The 19,737-nt window shown below is 60.7% G+C and carries 14 protein-coding genes; 3 read left to right on the top strand and 11 right to left on the bottom strand.

Annotation, left to right across the window (positions count from 1 at the left end):
- Window positions 1-148 precede the first annotated feature (148 nt).
- Complete coding sequence (gene sohB / locus J1G18_RS09215) at window positions 149-1,180, bottom strand: protease SohB (protein WP_027613703.1); 1,032 nt, start codon at window positions 1,178-1,180, stop codon at window positions 149-151.
- Window positions 1,181-1,384: 204 nt separating this feature from the next.
- Here sohB and J1G18_RS09210 point away from each other — a divergent pair, with 204 nt between their 5' ends.
- Both J1G18_RS09210 and J1G18_RS09205 read left to right on the top strand, forming a co-directional pair.
- The gene (locus tag J1G18_RS09210) at window positions 1,385-2,095 is read left to right on the top strand and encodes a histidine phosphatase family protein (RefSeq protein ID WP_223007530.1); all 711 of its coding nucleotides are present in this window, start codon (window positions 1,385-1,387) and stop codon (window positions 2,093-2,095) included.
- Window positions 2,096-2,159: 64 nt separating this feature from the next.
- Entirely contained in the window at window positions 2,160-2,474 is a 315-nt protein-coding gene (locus J1G18_RS09205) for an SCP2 sterol-binding domain-containing protein (protein ID WP_019690779.1), read from the top strand.
- A gap of 233 nt (window positions 2,475-2,707) precedes the next feature.
- Here J1G18_RS09205 and J1G18_RS09200 read toward each other — a convergent pair whose 3' ends face one another.
- The 10 genes from J1G18_RS09200 to J1G18_RS09155 form a co-directional block, all read right to left on the bottom strand.
- The gene (locus tag J1G18_RS09200; protein ID WP_135295924.1) at window positions 2,708-4,282 is read right to left on the bottom strand and encodes an ABC transporter ATP-binding protein; all 1,575 of its coding nucleotides are present in this window, start codon (window positions 4,280-4,282) and stop codon (window positions 2,708-2,710) included.
- Window position 4,283: 1 nt separating this feature from the next.
- On the bottom strand, window positions 4,284-5,306 hold the full coding sequence (locus J1G18_RS09195) for an ABC transporter permease (protein ID WP_223007529.1): 1,023 nt from the start codon (window positions 5,304-5,306) through the stop codon (window positions 4,284-4,286).
- On the bottom strand, window positions 5,306-6,370 hold the full coding sequence (locus J1G18_RS09190; protein WP_223007528.1) for a microcin C ABC transporter permease YejB: 1,065 nt from the start codon (window positions 6,368-6,370) through the stop codon (window positions 5,306-5,308). The genes J1G18_RS09195 and J1G18_RS09190 overlap by 1 nt, the downstream gene beginning before the upstream one ends.
- Window positions 6,357-8,207, bottom strand: a complete 1,851-nt coding sequence (locus J1G18_RS09185) for an extracellular solute-binding protein (protein WP_223007527.1) — start codon at window positions 8,205-8,207, stop codon at window positions 6,357-6,359. The genes J1G18_RS09190 and J1G18_RS09185 overlap by 14 nt, the downstream gene beginning before the upstream one ends.
- A 226-nt stretch (window positions 8,208-8,433) precedes the next feature.
- Window positions 8,434-11,076 carry a TonB-dependent receptor gene (locus tag J1G18_RS09180; protein ID WP_223007526.1) on the bottom strand — a complete coding sequence of 881 codons (2,643 nt, stop codon included), beginning with the start codon at window positions 11,074-11,076 and terminating at the stop codon, window positions 8,434-8,436.
- A 117-nt stretch (window positions 11,077-11,193) separates the two neighbouring features.
- Window positions 11,194-11,697, bottom strand: coding sequence for an RES family NAD+ phosphorylase (locus tag J1G18_RS09175; protein ID WP_027613695.1), 504 nt, complete (start codon window positions 11,695-11,697; stop codon window positions 11,194-11,196).
- The gene (locus tag J1G18_RS09170) at window positions 11,694-12,170 is read right to left on the bottom strand and encodes an MbcA/ParS/Xre antitoxin family protein (RefSeq protein WP_193774858.1); all 477 of its coding nucleotides are present in this window, start codon (window positions 12,168-12,170) and stop codon (window positions 11,694-11,696) included. Before J1G18_RS09170 ends, J1G18_RS09175 begins: the two co-directional genes overlap by 4 nt.
- A 269-nt stretch (window positions 12,171-12,439) precedes the next feature.
- Window positions 12,440-15,361 (bottom strand): TonB-dependent receptor, encoded by a 2,922-nt coding sequence (locus J1G18_RS09165; protein WP_098964205.1) that lies wholly within the window; start codon window positions 15,359-15,361, stop codon window positions 12,440-12,442.
- Window positions 15,362-15,451: 90 nt separating this feature from the next.
- The gene (locus J1G18_RS09160) at window positions 15,452-16,399 is read right to left on the bottom strand and encodes a FecR domain-containing protein (protein WP_223007525.1); all 948 of its coding nucleotides are present in this window, start codon (window positions 16,397-16,399) and stop codon (window positions 15,452-15,454) included.
- The gene (locus tag J1G18_RS09155; protein ID WP_027613691.1) at window positions 16,396-16,905 is read right to left on the bottom strand and encodes a sigma-70 family RNA polymerase sigma factor; all 510 of its coding nucleotides are present in this window, start codon (window positions 16,903-16,905) and stop codon (window positions 16,396-16,398) included. Before J1G18_RS09155 ends, J1G18_RS09160 begins: the two co-directional genes overlap by 4 nt.
- A gap of 295 nt (window positions 16,906-17,200) precedes the next feature.
- Here J1G18_RS09155 and J1G18_RS09150 point away from each other — a divergent pair, with 295 nt between their 5' ends.
- Complete coding sequence (locus tag J1G18_RS09150) at window positions 17,201-18,919, top strand: hydrogenase maturation protein (protein ID WP_223007524.1); 1,719 nt, start codon at window positions 17,201-17,203, stop codon at window positions 18,917-18,919.
- The last annotated feature ends 818 nt before the right edge of the window (window positions 18,920-19,737 follow it).

Here is a 19,737-nt window from a genome sequence, read left to right as displayed (position 1 = left end):
GAGCAGGCCTTTTTATAAAAGCGCGAATTGCCGATGAAAAACTTCAAGTTCGAATCAACTATTCAAACTCAAACTATACATATATACCGCCACCCTAAAAAAACCCCTCTCACCGTTACAGTGAAAGGGGTTTTTTGTTGGCTTTTTCTTACCAGAAGCGTTGCTGGGTCAAGCGGCTCCACCAGCTCAGCAGCACACGATCCACTGAACCGCTGGCAGCCATGCCGATGCGCTCCTGCAGGCTTTTGCGCTCGGCGTAATGCAGGTGATAAACCTCGGCTTTCTTCGCCCGGTCTGCCAGGTATTCATCGCTGGTCTTGAGTTCGTCGACCAGTTGTTTGTCCAGCGCTGCAACACCAAGCCAGACCTCACCGGTGGCCACTTCGTCGATGGCCAGTTGCGGGCGATAACGGGAAACGAAGTTCTTGAACAGCTGATGGGTGATGTCCAGGTCTTCCTGGAACTTCTCCCGGCCCTTTTCGGTGTTTTCGCCGAACACGGTCAGGGTGCGCTTGTACTCACCGGCGGTCAGCACTTCAAAATCGATGTCGTGCTTTTTCAGCAGACGGTTGACGTTGGGCAACTGCGCCACCACACCAATCGAGCCGAGAATCGCGAACGGCGCGCTGATGATCTTCTCGCCAATGCACGCCATCATGTAACCGCCGCTGGCCGCGACCTTGTCGATACACACGGTCAACGGCACGCCGGCTTCGCGAATACGTGCCAGTTGCGAAGACGCCAGACCGTAGCTGTGCACCATGCCGCCGCCGCTTTCCAGACGCAGTACCACTTCGTCCTTGGGCGTGGCGAGGGTCAGCAGTGCGGTGATTTCGTGACGCAGGCTCTCGGTGGCCGAGGCCTTGATGTCACCGTCGAAATCGAGCACGAACACCCGGGATTTGCTCTCTGGTTTGTTCTTCTGCTTCTTCTCGGATTTTTCCGATTTGGCCTGGCCCTTGCGCAACGCCTTGAGCTGATCCTTGTCGAGCAGGGTCTGCTCCAGACGTTCACGCAAGCCTTTATAGAAATCGTTGAGCTTGCTGACCTGCAACTGCCCCGCCGACTTGCGCCGGCCCTTGCTGCGCAATGCAGCAAAACTGGCGAGCACCACCAGGATGGCGACCACCAGCGTTACGGTCTTGGCCAGGAAGCTGGCGTATTCGGTGAAAAACTCCACAGAGACTCCTTAAAACAATGCGCGGATGCAAAACACGCGCGGGATGGTTCCAGCATACCCATGCGCCGCCTCGTCGGCCAGCCGTGAAACCTCTGGCAACAGGCCTGTAACGAGCATTTCAAACAAGCGTATGTTTTTTCATTGACAGCACTCTTTCATCCTCATAACCTCGCCAAACCTTCAACGTACCGGGATGACGCGGACGTGGGCAGCATCTATCTGATTCGACATGGCCAGGCCTCCTTTGGTGCAGACTACTATGACGTCCTGTCGCCCATCGGTGTGCGCCAGGCAGAAGTCCTCGGACAGCACCTCGCCGAGCTGGGAATCCGCTTTGATCGCTGCCTGGCCGGCGACCTGCGGCGTCAGCAACACACGGCCAGCAGTGCGCTGGAGCAATTCAGCGCCAAGGGCCTGTCGGTACCGACGCTGGAGACCGACTCCGCGTTCAACGAGTTCGATGCCGACGCGATCATCCGCGCCCTGATCCCGGCCATGCTCGAGGACGAGCCGGAAGCCATCGACATCCTGCGTAACGCTGCGCAGAACCGCGCCGAATTCCAGCGCATCTTCGCCCTGGTCATCGAGCGCTGGCTGGCTGGCACCTACGACACACCCGGGCTGGAAAGCTGGCTGGGTTTCGTCGAGAGGGTACAGGCCGGACTGCACCGGATCCTCGAACAGGCCGACGGCAACCAGAAAATCGCCGTGTTCACCTCCGGCGGCACCATCACCGCCCTGCTCCACCTGATTACCCAGATGCCTGCCCGGCAGGCCTTTGAACTGAATTGGCAAATCGTCAACACCTCGCTCAACCAGCTGAAGTTCCGCGGTCGCGAGGTGGCTTTGGCTTCCTTCAACAGTCACGCACATCTGCAACTGCTGAAGGCTCCGGAACTCATCACTTTCCGCTGAGTCCGGATAATTGTGACCCTTGCTGTAATCAACCAGCGCTTATTACCCAAGAAAGGATCGAACCATGACCTCCGTAGCTGATGCCGTACAAGCAATGAAAGCCAAGTTCAACCCAGCCGCTGCTGCCGGTCTGGATCTGGTCTTCGGTTTCCGCATCGACGACACCAAAAACTTCTCGCTGATCGTCAAGGACAGCACCTGCGAGCTGAAAGAAGGCGAGAACCCGGACGCTCAGGTCACTCTGGTGATGGACGGCGAAACCCTGGAAGGCATCGTCGATGGTTCGACCGACGGCATGCAAGCGTTCATGGGTGGCAAACTGCGCGCTGAAGGCGACATGATGCTGGCGATGAAACTGTCCGAGCTGTTCCCGTCGTAAGACGTCGTTCGGTTTGAAGAAAATCCCGCCCTGGTGGCGGGATTTTTGCGTCTGGCTCCCGGGTTTCGTCATAAACAGGCCATAGGTGGGAGGGGGCTTGCTCCCGAAGACGTCGGATCAGCCACAAGTTTTGCCGCCTGTCACGCCGCTTTCGGGAGCAAGCCCCCTCCCACATTGGTCACGTGGCGCACCATAAACCGTGGCATGCACCTTCTACTACGTTGGAGCTGTCATCAACCAGCAAATGATGCCGCCAACAGCTCCTGCGTATACGGATGCTGCGCATCGCTGAATAGCGCACGGGTCTCGCCACGCTCCAACACTTCGCCATCCTTCATCACAATCAGGTCATGGGCCAACGCCCGTACCACCGCCAGGTCATGACTGATGAACAGGTAAGTCAGCCCGTGCTCTTCCTGCAGCCGCCGCAATAAAGCAACGATCTGCTTCTGCACCGTGCGATCCAGTGCCGAGGTCGGCTCATCGAGCAGAATCAAATCAGGCTTGAGCACCAGCGCCCGAGCGATGGCAATCCGTTGCCGCTGGCCACCGGAAAACTCGTGTGGATAGCGATGTCGGGTCGCCGGATCGAGACCGACTTCGCGCAGCACATCGATCACCGCCTGCTCACGCTCGGCAGCATTCAAGTCGCTGTGTACCTGCAAGCCCTCGGCAATGATCTGCTCCACACACAAGCGCGGGCTGAGACTGCCGAACGGGTCCTGAAACACCACTTGCAGGCGTTTGCGTAGCGGCCGCAGTTGCTTGCCACTCAGCTGCTCCAGCGCCTCACCGGCAAAGCGAATGCTGCCCTCGGCGTCGATCAGGCGCAAAATCGCCTGGCCCAAGGTCGACTTGCCCGACCCCGACTCGCCGACAATCCCCAGCGTTTTGCCGCGCTGCAGGTTCAGATCAATGCCCTTGACCGCCTGCAGCCAAGTCTTCGGCCGCAGCCAACCGCCGCCCAGGCGAAAACGCACATGCAGATCGCGCACCTGCAACAAATCCTGCGCCACATCCCGGCACAGCGCTTCGCCCCCCGGCTCGGCGTTGAGCAATTCGATGCTGTACGGATGCTGCGGCGCACGGAACAGCTGCTCGCACGACGCCTGCTCGACGATCCGCCCACTGCGCATCACCGCCACCCGCTGCGCAATGGTGCGCACCAGATTCAGGTCATGACTGATGATCAGCAGCGCCATGCCCAGGCGCTGTTGCAGCTCTTTAAGCAGCAACAGAATCCTGCGCTGCACCGTCACGTCCAGCGCAGTGGTTGGTTCGTCTGCGATCAACAATTGCGGCTCGCAGGCCAGCGCCATGGCGATCATCACCCGCTGGCGTTGACCTCCGGAGAGTTGATGCGGATAGGCCTTGAGCCGTTCGCGGGGCTTTTGAATCCCCACCAGTTCGAGCAATTCGAGAATGCGCTCACGGGCTTGCGCGCCCGCCAGGCCTTTGTGCAGCGCCAGGCTCTCGCCGAGTTGCCGTTCGATGGTGTGCAGCGGATTCAGCGAGCTCATCGGCTCCTGAAAAATCATCGCGATACGGTTGCCCCGTAACTGACGCAGATAGCGCTCATGCACGCCGAGCAGCTCCTCCCCGGCATAACGAATGCTGCCGTCGATCCGCGTGATGTTCGGGTCAAGCAATTGCAGGATGCTGTGAGCGGTCACCGATTTGCCCGAGCCAGACTCCCCGACCAGCGCCAGGCATTCGCCCGGACGAATATCGAGGTCGATGCCATGCACCACAGGCTGGCCGTTGAATGCCACACGCAGGTCGCGGATTTCAATCAGGTTATCGCTCATCTCAAGCCCTCGGATCATAAGCATCTCGGCAGGCCTCACCGATGAACACCAGTAGAGAAAGAATCAGCGCCAAGGCAAAAAACGCCGTCAGCCCCAACCACGGCGCTTGCAGATTGCTCTTGCCCTGGCCAATCAATTCGCCCAGCGAGGCGCTGCCGGCGGGCATGCCGAAACCGAGAAAATCCAGCGCCGACAAGGTCGCGATCGCTCCGGTAAGAATGAACGGCAAATAGGTCAGGGTCGCACTCATGGCGTTGGGCAAGATGTGACGGCTGATCACCTGCGCATCGCCAACCCCCAGCGCCCGCGCGGCTTTCACGTATTCCAGACCGCGGCTGCGCAGGAACTCGGCGCGCACCACATCGACCAGACTCAGCCAGGAAAACAGCGCCATGATCCCCAACAGCCACCAGAAATTCGGCTCGACGAACCCGGACAGGATGATCAGCAGATACAACACCGGCAGCCCCGACCACACCTCCAGCAATCGCTGCCCGAGCAGATCGACCCAACCGCCGTAATAGCCTTGCAAGGCCCCGGCAGCAATGCCGATCAGCGCACTGGCGGCGGTCAGCGCCAAGGCAAACAGCAGTGACACCCGCGTACCGAAGATCACCCGCGCCAGCACATCCCGCGCCTGATCGTCGGTGCCCAGCCAGTTCTCGCCGCTCGGTGGACTCGGTGCCGGTTCAGTCAGGTCGTAATTCACCGTATCGAAACCGAACGGGATCGGCGCAAACCACATCCGCCCGCCCTGCCCCTCGATCAGTTGCCGCACCTGCGCGCTGCGATAGTCCGGCTGGAACGGCAGTTCGCCGGCGAAATCCTGCTCGGTGTAGCGCTTGAACGCCGGGAAATACCATTGGCCCTGATACTCGACCAGCAGCGGCTTGTCATTGGCGATCAATTCGCCGCCCAGGCTCAGGCCGAACAACAGTAAAAACAGCCACAACGACCACCAGCCACGTCGATGTGCCTTGAACCGCGCCCAACGGCGCTGTCCTATGGGAGATAAGGGCAGCATCAGGCAGTCCTCGCGGTGAAGTCGATGCGCGGGTCGACCAGCGTGTAGCACAGGTCGCCGAGCAGTTTTATCAGCAGGCCGAACAGGGTGAAGATGAACAGCGAACCGAACACCACCGGGTAATCGCGGGACACCGCCGCTTCGTAACTCAGGCGACCGAGGCCATCCAGCGAGAAGATCACTTCGATCAGCAGCGAGCCGCCGAAAAATACCGTCACCAGTGCCTGAGGCAGGCCGGCCACCACCAGCAGCATCGCGTTGCGAAACACATGGCCGTACAGCACCTGACGTTCACTCAGGCCCTTGGCCCGCGCCGTCACCACGTACAAGCGCGAGATCTCGTTGAGAAAACTGTTCTTGGTGAGGATGGTCAGCGTGGCGAATCCGCCGATGACCAGCGCCGTCACCGGCAGCACCAGATGCCAGAAGTAATCGGCCACTTTGCCCCACGGTGACAGCTCCGCGAAGTTGTCCGAGACCAGCCCGCGCACCGGAAACCAGTCCAGCGCGGTGCCGCCGGCGAACACGATGATCAGCAGCAGTGCGAACAGAAAACCCGGCATCGCGTAGCCGATGATGACCGCCACGCTGCTCCAGACATCGAACGCCGAACCGTTGTGCACGGCCTTGCGGATGCCCAGCGGAATCGACACCAGGTAAGTGATCAACGTGGCCCACAAGCCCAGTGACAAGGTCACCGGTAGCTTCTGCCAGATCAGCTCGGTGACGCTGGCGCCACGGAAAAAGCTCTGGCCGAAATCCAGTTGCGCGTAGCTCTTGAGCATCAGCCACAGGCGCTCACCGGCCGGTTTATCGAAGCCGTACTGACGCTCGATATCGGCCACCAGTTTCGGGTCGAGACCCCGGGTGGCGCGGGATTCGCCACCGATGGTTTCGACATGACCACCGCCCACCGCCGCGCCGACACCAATGCCCTGCAACCGGGCAATCGCCTGTTCCACCGGGCCACCCGGCGCGGCCTGCACGATGACGAAGTTGACCAGCAGAATGGCGAGCAACGTCGGCACGATCAGCAGCAGACGTCGCAGGCTATAACCCCACATGGGCGTACTCCTTTTGCTGTTGCTGCATCTGCGTGGCGGTCAGCGCGGTCGGGCTGATTTCCCACCAGGTATCGAGTCCGGCGTCATACAACGGCGCCGTCGCCGGACGACCAAAACGGTTCCACCACACCGTGGAAATTCCCGGTGGGTAGTAATTGGGAATCCAGTAATAGCCCCACTGCAACACCCGATCCAGGGCATGGGCATGGCGCAGCAGACTTTCGCGGTTGTCGGCCTGCACCAGCCCTTCGAGCAAGGCATCGACCGCAGGATCGCGCAGCACCATGTAGTTGTTCGAGCCGGGATCGTCGGCACCGTCGGAACCGAAGTAATTGAACATCTCGCGTCCCGGCGCCGGACTGACGGGGTAACCGACGACGATCATGTCGTAATCGCGGTTGCGCACGCGGTTGGTGTATTGCGCGGTGTCGACCTGACGAATATCGAAGCCGATGCCGATCTGCGCCAGGTTGCGCTTGAACGGCAGCAGCAGCCGTTCAAAACCCTTCTGACCGTTGAGAAAAGTGAACTGCAGCGGCTCGCCATTGGCATTCACCAACTGATCACCACGGGGTTTCCAGCCGGCGGCTTCCAGCAGCTTCAACGCTTGCAACTGCTCGGCGCGGATGTTGCCGCTGCCGTCGGTTTTCGGCGCTTCGAAGACCTCGGTGAACACCTCGTCGGGGATCTTGCCGCGCCATGGTTCGAGAATTTTCAGTTCCTCGGCATCCGGTAACTCGGTGGCCGACAACGCACTGTGCGAGAAGTAACTGCGCTGGCGCAGGTACATGCTGCGCATCATTTGCCGATTGCTCCATTCGAAATCCCAGAGCATGGCGATCGCCTGCCGCACCCGGCGATCCTGAAACATGGTTTTTTGCAGGTTGAACACGAAACCCTGCGAACCTTGCGCAGCACCCGGCGCCAGATGTTCGCGAAGCAATTTGCCCTGTTCCAGCGCCGCCCCGGCATAGCCGATGGTGTAACTGGTCGCGGAAAACTCGCGGTTGTAATCGAAGCCACCGGCCTTGAGCACTTGCCGGGAAACATCGGTGTCGGCGAAGAACTCCACGCTCAAGTGATCGAAGTTATACAGGCCGCGAGTGATCGGCAGGTCCTTGGCCCACCAGTCGGTAACACGCTGAAATTTCACGCTGCGCCCGGCATCCACCGCGCTGATCCGGTACGGGCCACTGCCCGGCGGGATTTCGAAACCGGCGCCCTCGGCGAAATTGCGCGTACGCCACCAATGTTCGGGCAGCACCGGCAGCGTCGCCAGATCCAGTGGCAAGGTGCGGCTGTCGTTGTTCTTGAAATTGAAGCGCACTTGCGTTGGCGACTCCACCACGACGTCGGCGACGTCACGAAACTGCTGGCGATATTTGAGGCTGCCCTGAGTGGTGAACAGCTCGAAGGTGTAACGCACGTCTTCGGCAGTGATTGGCGTGCCGTCGTCGAACCGGGCCTTGGGATTGAGGTAGAAGCGCAGCCAGCGACGATCCGCATCCAGTTCCATCTGCTGCGCCACCAGGCCGTAGACGCTATAGGGTTCGTCCTTGCTGCGATAGGCCAGCGGCGCGTAGAGCCAGCCATCGATGTCGGCGACACCGGTGCCTTTGTCGATGTACGGAATCAGGTGATCGAACGGGCCGCTTTCCAGTGAGGAGCGGCGCAGTGTCCCGCCCTTGGGGGCGTTGGGGTTGGCGTAGGCCAGGTGTTGAAAGTCCGGGGCGTATTTGGGGGCTTCGCCGTAGACCGTTAACGCGGGTTGCGGGGCGGCCCAACTGAATGGGCTTAGCAGCGCAAAAGCGCTGAACAGAATGAGCCTGGATAGCATTGGCAGATCCTTTCACAAGGTGTTGCTACTGGCCTCTTCGCGAGCAAGCCCGCTCCCACAAGGAAGTTGTGCTCACCGCAGATTCCCCACGGGAACGGGCTTGCTCGCGAAGAGGCCAGTACAGTCACCAAACCTTCTGCCTACCTGTGATGTGCAACAGGCCGGCAATTTTTATAGAGCAGGCTTAGATCAATAAGTGACTAAAACCCGCCGCCTCTGGGCATTCTCAGAACTTGTAATTGACCCGCGTGTACAACGTCCGCCCGAACGGGTCGCCGTATTTCGGGTCGTAGCCGCTCTGGAAGGTGTAGGTCTGGTTGCTGAACGGTGGCTCGCGGTCGAACAGGTTCTTCGCGCCGAGGGTCACGCTGAGGGTTTTACGCCAGGTGTAGGTGCCGGCCAGATCCCAGACGTTGTACGAACCAACGTAATCGTGGGTCTCGCGGTCGGAGTCGTGGTAACCGCTGGTGTAGCGGTTGGTCAGGGCGATACCGTAGGGGCCGTAATTCCAGCTGCCGGTCAGGCTGTGGCGCCAGCGGGCCACGGCACCGGCCGAGGAAAAGTCGCCGCCGCGGAAATCGCCGAGCTTGTCGATGTAGTCGCCCTTGAGCTGCTGCTGGTACTCGTACCGACTGACATAGGTGCCCTGCAGGCCGATCCCGAAGTTGCCGTACGGAGTGCTCGGCAAACGGTAGTCGAAGCTGACGTCGACGCCATTGGTCTTGATCTTGCCGAGGTTGGCCAGGCCGGTAACGATGTGATCTATGGAGCCGTCCGGCTTGCGCACCAGACGATCCGGATACAGCTCCGGGTTTTCGAACACCGCCGATTCGGGGAATTCGGCGATCTGGTTGGCGATGTTGATCCACCAGAAATCCAGCCCGGTGGTCAGACGTTCGAACGGCTGATAGACGAAACCGAGGGTGACGTTGCGCGCGGTTTCCGGACTGAGGTCCGTATTGCCACCGGTGCGGCTGTAGAACTGCTGAGCGCAGTCGCGGTTGGCGATCCCGCCGTTGCTCGGGTTGCCACCGGCACACAGTCGCGGGTCGTTGTAATTGGCGACGGTGAACGTCGTGAAGTTGGGGTTGTACAACTCGTACAGTGACGGTGCGCGAAAACCTTCACTGTAGGCGCCGCGCACCACCAGTTCCTTGAACGGCTGGAAGCGGAACGAGTACTTCGGGTTGGTGGTGCTGCCGAAGTCGCTGTACTTGTCGTGGCGCACGGCGGCGGACAATTCGAGGCTGTCGAGCACCGGCACGTTGACCTCGGCGTACTGCGCCGAGACGCTGCGATCACCGGCGACACTGGCATTGGGGTCGACACCCAGGCTCTGCACGTCGGCGGCGAACTGGGCGAAGTCCTGATGGAAATCTTCCTTGCGGTATTCGCCACCCAGCGCCAGCGCCGAAGGGCCGGCACCGAACCAGTCACCGATCTCACGACTGACACGCCCGTCTATCGCCTTGACCCGCCCGACCGCCGTCGAGTAATCGCCGTCCACCGCATTGGCTGCCAGCAGCGCCTGTCCGGCAGCGGTCTGCGCGCCAAACGGATTGATGATGCCGTTGGCAATACCGGCGCTGACGGCGCGGTCATTGACGTAGCCGGCCTCGATGGCATTGACCACTTTGTTCTGGTTGTACGATGCACCGACGTTGTAGTCCCAACCCACCACGCTGCCGTCGAAACTCAACAGCAAACGCTGGCCGGTGTTGTCGTCTTCGTGCTGGCGCGCGCCTACGGCGGTTTCGCGCCAGTTCACATCCACCGGTTGCGTCGGGTCGAGGGCGAAACCGTTGGGGCCGGGAGTAATGCCGTTACCGGGATAGAACGTCGTGCCGGGATTGACCTGATTGCCCATCAGCGTACCGGGGCCGATCTGCGTGCGGTTTTCGTTACGTGCCCAGAAGTATTCGAGGCTGACGTTGTGATCATCCGCGAGCTTGCCGGTGGCTTTGGCGAAAGCCGAGGTCTTCTCGGTTTCCGGCACCAGATCGAGGTAGTTCCACAGGCTCTGGCGGCAGATGCCATTGCGCGCCAGCAACCCCGGTGCATTGCAAGCGGAACTGGCCAGTGGATTGGTGGCGTTGCTGCCCTGACTCCAGTTGGCCGGTGATGCGGTACCCGAGGTGTAATCGAGGCCACGTCCCGGCTGATAGTTGTAGGTGTAGCCACGATCCTCGGCAGCCAGGCGTTGCTGCTTGTCATGACTGACCACGCCAAACACGTTGAAACGGTCATCCTGCAAATCACCGAAGCCCCAACTGCCGCTGAAGTTACGACTTTCACCACCGCCGGCATGGGTCGGCGTGTCGTAGTTGGTGCTGAGCTGGCCTTCGGTGAGACTGGTCTTGGTGATGAAGTTGATCACCCCGCCGATCGCATCGGTGCCGTATAACGCCGAAGCACCATCACGCAGGACTTCGACGCGATCAATGGCGGCGAACGGAATGGTGTTCAGGTCAACCCCGGAACCGTTGATCGCATTGGTCGCGTTGTTACTCAGCCGCCGGCCATTGAGCAGCACCAGCGTCTTGTTCGGGCCGATGCCGCGCAAATCGGCATACGACGCCCCGCCGCTGCTCGAACCCACCGAACGACCGGAGCCGACCGAGGACTGGTTGGCGGAAATCCGGCTGACCAGTTCTTCCGTGGTGCTCACCCCCTGCTCGCGCAGTTCTTCAACTCGCAGAATGGTGACCGGCACCGCGGTTTCCGCATCGACCCGGCGAATCGCCGTGCCGGTGACTTCCACCCGTTGCAACTGGGTCGTGGGTTCGTCGCTAGCGACTGCCGGCAAGGTATTGATCGCCAGCAGCAAGGCCAGGCTCAAACGGGATCTAACGGGTGAAAAATGGATCATGAACGGCCATCCCTGCGTTTTGGTTTATGCAGGGATGTGCAATGGACAGCAGGGTTTTATAGAGCCCGATTTAGACCGTTGGGTGATGAGGTTATGCAAAAAGATGGCTGGTGTGGATCAAGCCAGCTCCATCTCCCTCAGCAACCGGGTATCCAGCCCGAATCGCTCCTGGGAAACCATCCTGAACTGCCCCTCCGCCAACTCGCAGCTCACCAGCAGATTCCACGAGTGCCGAGTTGCCGCCGAGGGAATCAGTACAAACGGATGCTCTGCCAATAACGCATCGGCGAACAGTTGTTGATTGGGGGAAGGCTTGGCGGGGCTCAACCAATAAGGATTCGGTACATCCTCCGGCTGGACGATTTTCACTTTTGCTTCGCTGACGACCTCAAAACACGTGAGCACATAAGGTTCACTGTCCAGCGCATCAAAGCTGTGATTGGCTGCCACCTCCAGAATGGCCGACGACGGATCGACTGATGCATAAACGACTCGCCGCCCGGGTATGTTCCATCGGCCACCATTGAGATTCGAACCCATCCCGCTGTCCCACGTCCCGCCATAAACCTCGGGGTCCAGCCGCCAGGCATACCAGTGCTCGTCCCAGGGCAAGGGATTCATGTGTAAACCCCGTATATCAGTTGCCCCAGATACTGCTCCACCATCTGAAACCCCAGTGAATGCCGAATAAACTCCACCGGTACGCGACCGTTCAGGTAGGTGCTGGGCTTGCGCAGCCACTCCTCGGCCCGTGACTGCCTCCCGAAGGCGCGAGTGGCCTTTTCCAGCACCAAGGCATATTGGTAGGCGACGACGCTCTGCTGCGGGTCAAGCCGTACCGTTTTACCTTCCTTCAGTAATCGGCGTACGGTGCTGACCGACTTGCCGGTGATGCGTTTGACCATGTCGCCTTGCAGATAAAGCTCAGAGGTTGAAAGCATGTTGACGACATCTTTCAGCTCAAAACCTTCGTCGGTCAGGTCAACGATCAGAAAGGCATCGTCACCTATGTTCCGGCCATTCACGAGCAAGTCGACAGGTCTGCCCTCGGCCCTCTTCACCCCCGTCAGCCGGGGTACCTTGACGCTGGGCATCGTGACCTCCTCCATGGGGCATCTGGCACGATCGGTGCGCCAGTGAAGGCGATGGGAATAAGCAGGCGTTTCGTATTCGAGGTGGGGAGTTCGCATAATCCATCCGTTATCAGAGGCCTGAGCGTCCAAGCCGTTTACGACTTCAATGTCATGTCCGATGCTATAGATCGCGCTTCCGACGACCAACCTGAGAATGTCGTCGGAAATATCCCCGTTTCTGCGAAATCCAGACCTGTTTCCGTAGGACATTACCCACGAATACCGCGCGCTCAACTGCCGAAGTGATAACTCACATCCAGCCACCACTGCCGCCCGTACGGGTCATAGTTGCCGGTCGGGTAATACGGCCAGCCAGCCGAGTCATCGTGTTTGATCTGGTTGAGCACGTTGTTCACGGTCAGCCCGACGCTGGCGCGGTCATTGAGTTTGTATCGCGCACTGGCGTTGAACACCGTCCACGGCGACAGGCGCCCGTCACCCGCGCCGTTGGTCACGGAGCCGTAACGAATGCCCATCAGCGTCGCCGTGGCCTTCTGGTAATCCCAGGTCAAACTGGCGTTGACCTTGCTGCGCCAGTCGTAATTGGTCCGCGATGTGCGCCAGTCCTGGGTCGGCGCCTCGTCCGACTCTTTATAGAAATGCGAAAGAACCAGGGTATAGCCCAGCGCCGAACTGAACGCGCCGTACTGGCCGGCGCCCCAGCGGATGTTGCTCTTGAAGTCCAGACCACTGACCCGCTCGCTGGCGGCGTTGATCGCATTGACCCGCACTCGTTGCAACTGATTCGGATCGATGGCGGCATTCCCCGGATTGCGGTCGATGCGCGCCAGGGTCGACTGGCAGTTGGCCGAGTTGATGTCCTGGGTGCCGTTGCGGCATTCGTTCTCTTGCTGCAACAGGCGATTTTCGTCGACGGTGGTCAGCAGGTCGTCGATCTCGACCCGCCAGAAATCGGTGGAGAAATCGAAATTGCGCGACGGCGACCAGACAAAACCATAGGTCCAGGATTTGCCGCGCTCGGACTCAAGATCCGGGGTGCCGCTCTGGGTGTAGTCGACCCGCCCACGATCACACGCGCCCTGCACGCCCTGGCTGCAACCGTAGTAGTCGATCTGTGCCGGGTAGTAACCGTTGCTGTCGGACTGGTAGATGTAGTTCAGGTCCGGCGCGCGGAAACTGGTGCCGTAACTGCCGCGCAGCAAAAGACTGGTGATCGGGCGCCATTCGAGGCCGAGGTTATAGGTTTTCTGCTGCTCGCTGCGGCCGCTGAATTTGTATTGGTCCCAACGCCCGGCGGCGGTGGCCAGCACGGTGTCGGTGACCGGAATACTGAACTCGCCGCCCGCCGCGTAGCGCTTGCGCGAACCGCCGGAGCTTTGCGCCGGGCTCACGCCATAAAAAGTGCCGTCATTCAGACCGTCGTCCGGGTCGACGCGATATTCCTGCTTGCCCGCTTCCAGCACGCCGGCAAATCCGACCGGGCCGGCCGGCAGGTCAAACAAGTCGCCATTGATCGAGGCGTTGTAGCTGGTGGAAACCGACTTGCTGCGCTGGGTCAGGTTGCTGCGAAACTGATCCCATTCCTGTGGCGTCAGTGGGCGATCGAGACGCGAGGCATCGGGAGAGAACACCGGGTAACCGTTACGTGTGCCCAATTGCGGGCCGAGGTAGAAATCCTGAATCGATGACAGCGGCGTGTAGCGCGTGGTTCTGACGCTGCGGTACTCCGAGCGGTTGGCCGCCAGATCATAGCTCCAGCCGGTGTCGGCGATCTTGTCCGAGAGGCCGAGGGTGCCGGTCCACGAAGTGTCGGTCCACTTGCTGTTGTTGCTGGTGCGGCCACCAATTTCCTCTTCACCGTAACGCCGATACCAGCGCTCGAGATTGCCGCTGTTCTGGTTGATGAAATCCGGTGAAGTGAAGGTCGGGCCACGGGTGTTGTTCTGGATGTGATCGAGGCCATACATCAAGTCGGCAAACACCTGACCGCTGTCGCTGAAGTGCCAGGTGCCGCGGGTGTAGCCGTCGTAGTTTTCCTTTTGCGTCTGGATCGTCCAGTAATCGTTGTACATCTGATCGGTGCGGCAACGACCCGCGTTGTTCAGCAGCTTGTTATCGAAAGTGCCTTGATAGGCGCCGCAACCGGGGCCGAGGTAGCGGTTGTTGCTCAGGTCGCGACGGTAACCGACATCCGCCAGCGGGCCGCTCTGCATGAAGCCGCGATCGTCGGCCCAGATCGGATCGCGGTTGGTCAGCTCCAGGCCGAACAAGCCGTCGAAGTCGCCCCAGCTGCCGCCGCCGCTGATTTGCAGGCGCTGATTGTCGCCACCGCCGCGCTCGCTGGTGCCGCCCTTGAGATTGACGTCGATGCCATTGATCTGCTTCTTGAGGATGATGTTGACCACCCCGGCAATCGCGTCCGAACCGTAGATCGCCGAGGCGCCGCTGCTGAGAATTTCGATACGTTCGATGACTGCCGAGGGAATGTTCGCCAGGTTGGTGAAGTTGACCTTACCGTCGTATGGGGTCGGGTAATCGGCGACGCGCCGGCCGTTGATCAGCACCAGCGTGTGATTGGGGCCGAGGCCACGCAGGTTGATTGCGCTGGCTGCTGGCTGCCAGGTGTTGCCGTAGTCCTCGCCCTGGGTCATGCCGGTGTTTTGCGTCTGCGTTGCCAAGGCGTCGTAGACGTTCTTGTAGCCGCGCGCTTCCATTTCTTCATGGGTGATGACGTTGACCGGGGTCGCGCCATCGCTCTGCGCGCGGGCGATTCGCGAGCCGGTGACGGTGACTTTTTCCATGCGGTAATCGGCGCTGGTCGCCGGGGCCACGGCACTGACTTTGGCCGCCACCGGTTTGCTCGCCGCGCCTTCACGCACGCTCAGGCCCTGGGCACTTTGCTCGACTTGCAGGCCGCTGCCGAGCAAGGCCTTCTCGACGGCCTGACGCCCGCCCAACGCACCGCGCACCGCACTGCTGCGCTTGCCTTGCACCAGATTCTGGCTGAAGGAAATCGGTACGCCGGTCTGGCGTGAGATGTCCAGCAAGACCTCATCCAACGGGCCGCTGGCGATGTCGAAGGTGTAGACCTGGGCCGCAGAATCCTGCGCATACACCGCGATCGGCCCCAGCCCCATCGCCAATGCGGCGGCGAGGGTCAGGCGCGGTAATTGTTGTTTGAATGAAATCATCAAGGGCTTCCCTGTTGAAGGCGTCTGCAGGGAATGAGCAGCGGGCCGGCGCTTTTTATAGGGCGGCGATTAGGCCAAGAAGTTATGACGCTATAACCGCGCGCCGATGCTGACCCAATAGGGGTTGTGCCAGGTGACGCGGATCGGCAGCGAGCGCTCCAGCAGTTGCAGGGTGCGGTCGCTGTCATCGAGCGGATAGAGGCCGCTCAGGCGCAGATCGGCCACCTCGGGACTCAGGTGCAGAATGCCCCGGCGATAGCGGCGCAGGCTTTCGATCACTTCGCTCAGCGGCCGGTCGCGCACTTCCAGGCGACCTTGCACCCATGCGCTTTCCTGACCGTTGCTGCGTTCGCGGGCGAGAATGTCCTGGGCGTTGAACAGCAGACTTTCCCCCGCCTCCACCACCTGCCGCGCACCGCCGGCGGTGACCACTTCGACCTGCGAATGCAGCATCACCAGCCGCGTAGAATCGTCGCCCTGTTGCACCAGAAATTTCGTCCCTAGCGCCCGCATCCGCCCATGTTCGGTCTCGACCACGAACGGCCGCGCGGGATCCTTGGCGACGTCCACCAGCAACTCACCCGAGCGCAGCGCCAGCAAGCGTTGAGTCGCATCGAATCGCGCCACCACCCGCGTCCGCGCATTCAGGCTCAGCGCACTGCCATCCTCCAGGGTGAAATCGCGCCGCTCGCCGGTGCCGGTCGCCAACTCCCCCACTTCCGGCAGCCAGCCATAGCGGCGCCCGAGCAGACCGGCCAGCACCGCGATGCCGAGCACGCTCAAGCTGCCACTGACAAAGCGCCGCCGGCTCGACGGCGCATTCAGGCTGTGCAGCAGACTGTTGCGCGGCAGCCCGCGCAAGGTCGGGTTGCGCAGCAGGTTCAGGCCACCGCCCATTTGTTCGATGATCCGCTGATGGCGTGGGTCAGCCGCGCGCCACGCTTCGAATGCCGCGCGCTCGCCAGCACTGGCTTCGCCGGACTGCAACAACGCCATCCACTGCGCCGCCTCATCGATCACCGCTTCGTCCGGCCTCATGCCTGCATCGCCTGATAGCAGCGTTTGAAGGCTTCGACCATGTATTGCTGCACCCGACTGGTGGAAACTCCGAGCCGTTCGCCGATTTCGCTGTAGGTCAAACCGTCGAGCTGATGGTAGAGAAACGCGGCTTTGGCCTTGGCCGACAAGCCATTGAGCAAGCGATCGACTGCCAGCAATGCCTCGATCACCAGCGCGCGTTCTTCCGGCGATGGATGCACCGGTTCCGGCGCCAGCGCCAGACTCTCCAGATAAGCGCGCTCCAGATCCTGGCGGCGCCAGCCTTCATAGACCAGCCGCCGGGCGATGGTGGTCAGCAGCGCCCGCGGCTCGCGAATGGCGCTCGGGTCCGGCAGGGCCAGCACCCGTAAAAAAGTTTCCGAGGCGATGTCCTGTGCGCTGTGCGGGCAACCCAGCGTGCGGCCAACGGCAGCGCACAGCCAGCGATAGTCCTTTTGGAACATGTGCCCAATCATCCGGTAATGCGGGTTCTGAACATCACCCATGCCTTGCTCCCTGAAACGGGTCCCACCCGCTGCGAAAAACTATCGTTTTGCCGGGATCGTCCGGCTCTTGATCAGGCGCGACTGTGCAATAGCGTTGCGGACATTTGAAGTAATTAAAAATCAGGATAAGCAAACCTTTGAGAATAAGGCGCTCCGTCGCCGCAGAAATATTGACTGACACAACGTTGACCCTGATCAGTTGCCCGCGCGCAGCCACTCTCTAATCTGCGCGCTTCATCGAACGCCAAGGACGGCTCACCGGGAGCCCGCGGCTATCCCTTCAAGGAAGAAAACCATGCGATCACTGAAGATTATTCTGCTGTCATCGGCCTTCAACGGCCTGACTCAACGCGCCTGGCTGGAACTGCGTCAGGCCGGGCACTCGCCCAGCGTCGTGGTGTTCACCGACGAGGCATCGGTGTGCGAACAGATCGAACACAGCGGCGCCGATCTGGTGATCTGCCCGTTCCTCAAGGACCGCGTACCGCAGGCGCTGTGGAGCAATGCGCGGCGCCCGGTGGTGATCATCCACCCGGGCATCGTCGGTGATCGTGGCGCCAGCGCGCTGGACTGGGCGATCACCAATGAACTCACACAGTGGGGCGTGACTGCGCTGCAAGCGGTGGAAGAAATGGACGCCGGCCCGGTCTGGGCCACCTGCGAATTCAATCTGCCGTCGGGCTTGCGCAAGTCCGAGCTGTATAACGGGCGGGTCAGCGATGCGGCGATTCGCTGCATTCGCGAAGTGGTCGACAAATTCATCGACGGCGTGCAACCCGTCGCGTTGGACTACACCGATCCCAAAGTCCGTGGTCGCCTGCAGCCAAACATGAAACAGGCCGATCGCACCTTCAGCTGGCACGACTGCTCGCGGTTCATCAAACGCTGCATCGACGCCGCGGACGGCCAGCCCGGGGTCTTGGCAAGCCTGGCCGGCGGGCAGTATTACGTGTACGACGCGCACCTCGATCAGCGCACCGGGATTCCCGGCAAAATCCTCGCGGTGCATGACGACGCGGTGCTGGTCGCCACCGGCGATCACAGCCTGTGGATCGGCTCGTTGCGGCGCAAGCCGCTACCCGGCGAGGAGACCTTCAAGCAACCGGCGCGGCATGTGCTGGCCGGGCAACTGAACGGCGTGCCGACCCTCGACTGGTCGATCGCCAGCGAGCCGTTCAACGACGAGGCCTATCAGCCGATCCGCTACCGCGAATCCGGGCATGTCGGGGAGCTGACGTTCGAGTTCTACAACGGTGCGATGAGCACCGAACAGTGCCAGCGCATGGTTGAAGCGCTGCGCTGGGCCAAGTCCCGTGACACCCGCGTGCTGTTGATCAAGGGCGGGCGCGGCAGCTTCTCCAACGGCGTGCACCTGAACGTGATCCAAGCGGCGCAGGATCCGGGCGCCGAAGCGTGGGCGAATATTCAGGCGATCGACGATGTTTGCGCCGAGCTGCTCAGCGCGCGGCAACTGGTGGTCAGCGGCGTGACCGGCAATGCCGGGGCTGGCGGCGTGATGCTCGCACTGGCTGCTGACATCGTGTTTGCCCGCGCGGACATCGTGCTCAATCCGCATTACAAAAGCATGGGCCTGTATGGCTCGGAATACTGGACCTACAGCCTGCCGCGCGCCGTCGGCCCGGCGATGGCCGAGCAACTGACCCAGGCCTGCCTGCCGGTCAGTGCCACGCAGGCGCTGCAACTGGGCATGGTCCAGGAAATCGGCCCGCGCTGCCCGGATGAGTTTTCCTTGTGGTTGCTGCAACGGGCCAACGCGGCACTGACCGACCCGACCTACGCTGCCGTGCGCGAGCGCAAGTTGCGGGTTGATCAGGTGCTGATCCAGCAATGTCGGGAAAACGAGCTGCAGGAAATGCAGGAAGACATGCTCTACAACCGCAATCAGTTTGCCGAGAAGTGCAGCCACTTCGTCTACAAGCGCAAGGCCTGCGGCACGCCGGCGCGATTGGTGGAAGACTGGGCGCGGGTGCGTTCGACCGAGTTGGCCAGTTGATTTTGCGGTGACTGCCTTTCCCCTCACCCTGGCCCTCTCCCAAGGGAGAGGGAACTGACCAAAGTGTCTGGCGCCCAGCATCGACCTGGAATATCTCGGCCGATTATGGATTCAACGCTGATCGCTCAAGTCGGTGTATTTCTTCAATATCCCCCAATCAGCCCCCTCTCCCAAGGGAGAGGGAACTGACCAAAGTGTCTGGCGCCCCGCATCGACCTGAAATATCTCGGTCGATTATGGATTCAACGCTGATCGTTCAAGTCGGTGTATTTCTTCAATATCCCCCAATCAGCCCCCTCTCCCAAGGGAGAGGAAACTGACCAAAGTGTCTGGCGCCCCGCATCGACCTGGAATATCTCGGCCGATTATGGATTCAACGCTGATCGCTCAAGTCGGTGTACTTCTTCGATATCCCCCAATCAGCCCCCTCTCCCAAGGGAGAGGGAACTGACCAGAGTGTCTGGCGCCCCGCATCGACCTGAAATATCTCGGCCGATTATGGATTCAACGCTGATCGTTCAAGTCGGTGTATTTCTTCAATATTCCCCAATCAGCCCCCTCTCCCAAGGGAGAGGAAACTGACCAAAGTGTCTGGCGCCCCGCATCGACCTGGAATATCTCGGTCGATTATGGATTCAACGCTGATCGCTCAAGTCGGTGTATTTCTTCAATATCCCCCAATCAGCCCCCTCTCCCAAGGGAGAGGGAACTGACCAAAGTGTCTGGCGCCCCGCATCGACCTGAAATATCTCGGTCGATTATGGATTCAACGCTGATCGTTCAAGTCGGTGTATTTCTTCAATATCCCCCAATCAGTT

The sequence above is a fragment of the Pseudomonas sp. MIS38 genome (assembly GCF_019891575.1).
In the GTDB taxonomy this organism is placed as follows: Bacteria; Pseudomonadota; Gammaproteobacteria; order Pseudomonadales; family Pseudomonadaceae; genus Aquipseudomonas; species Aquipseudomonas putida_A.
Note: the sequence above shows the minus strand (reverse complement) of the source record. Positions and strands in the feature narration are given on the sequence as shown.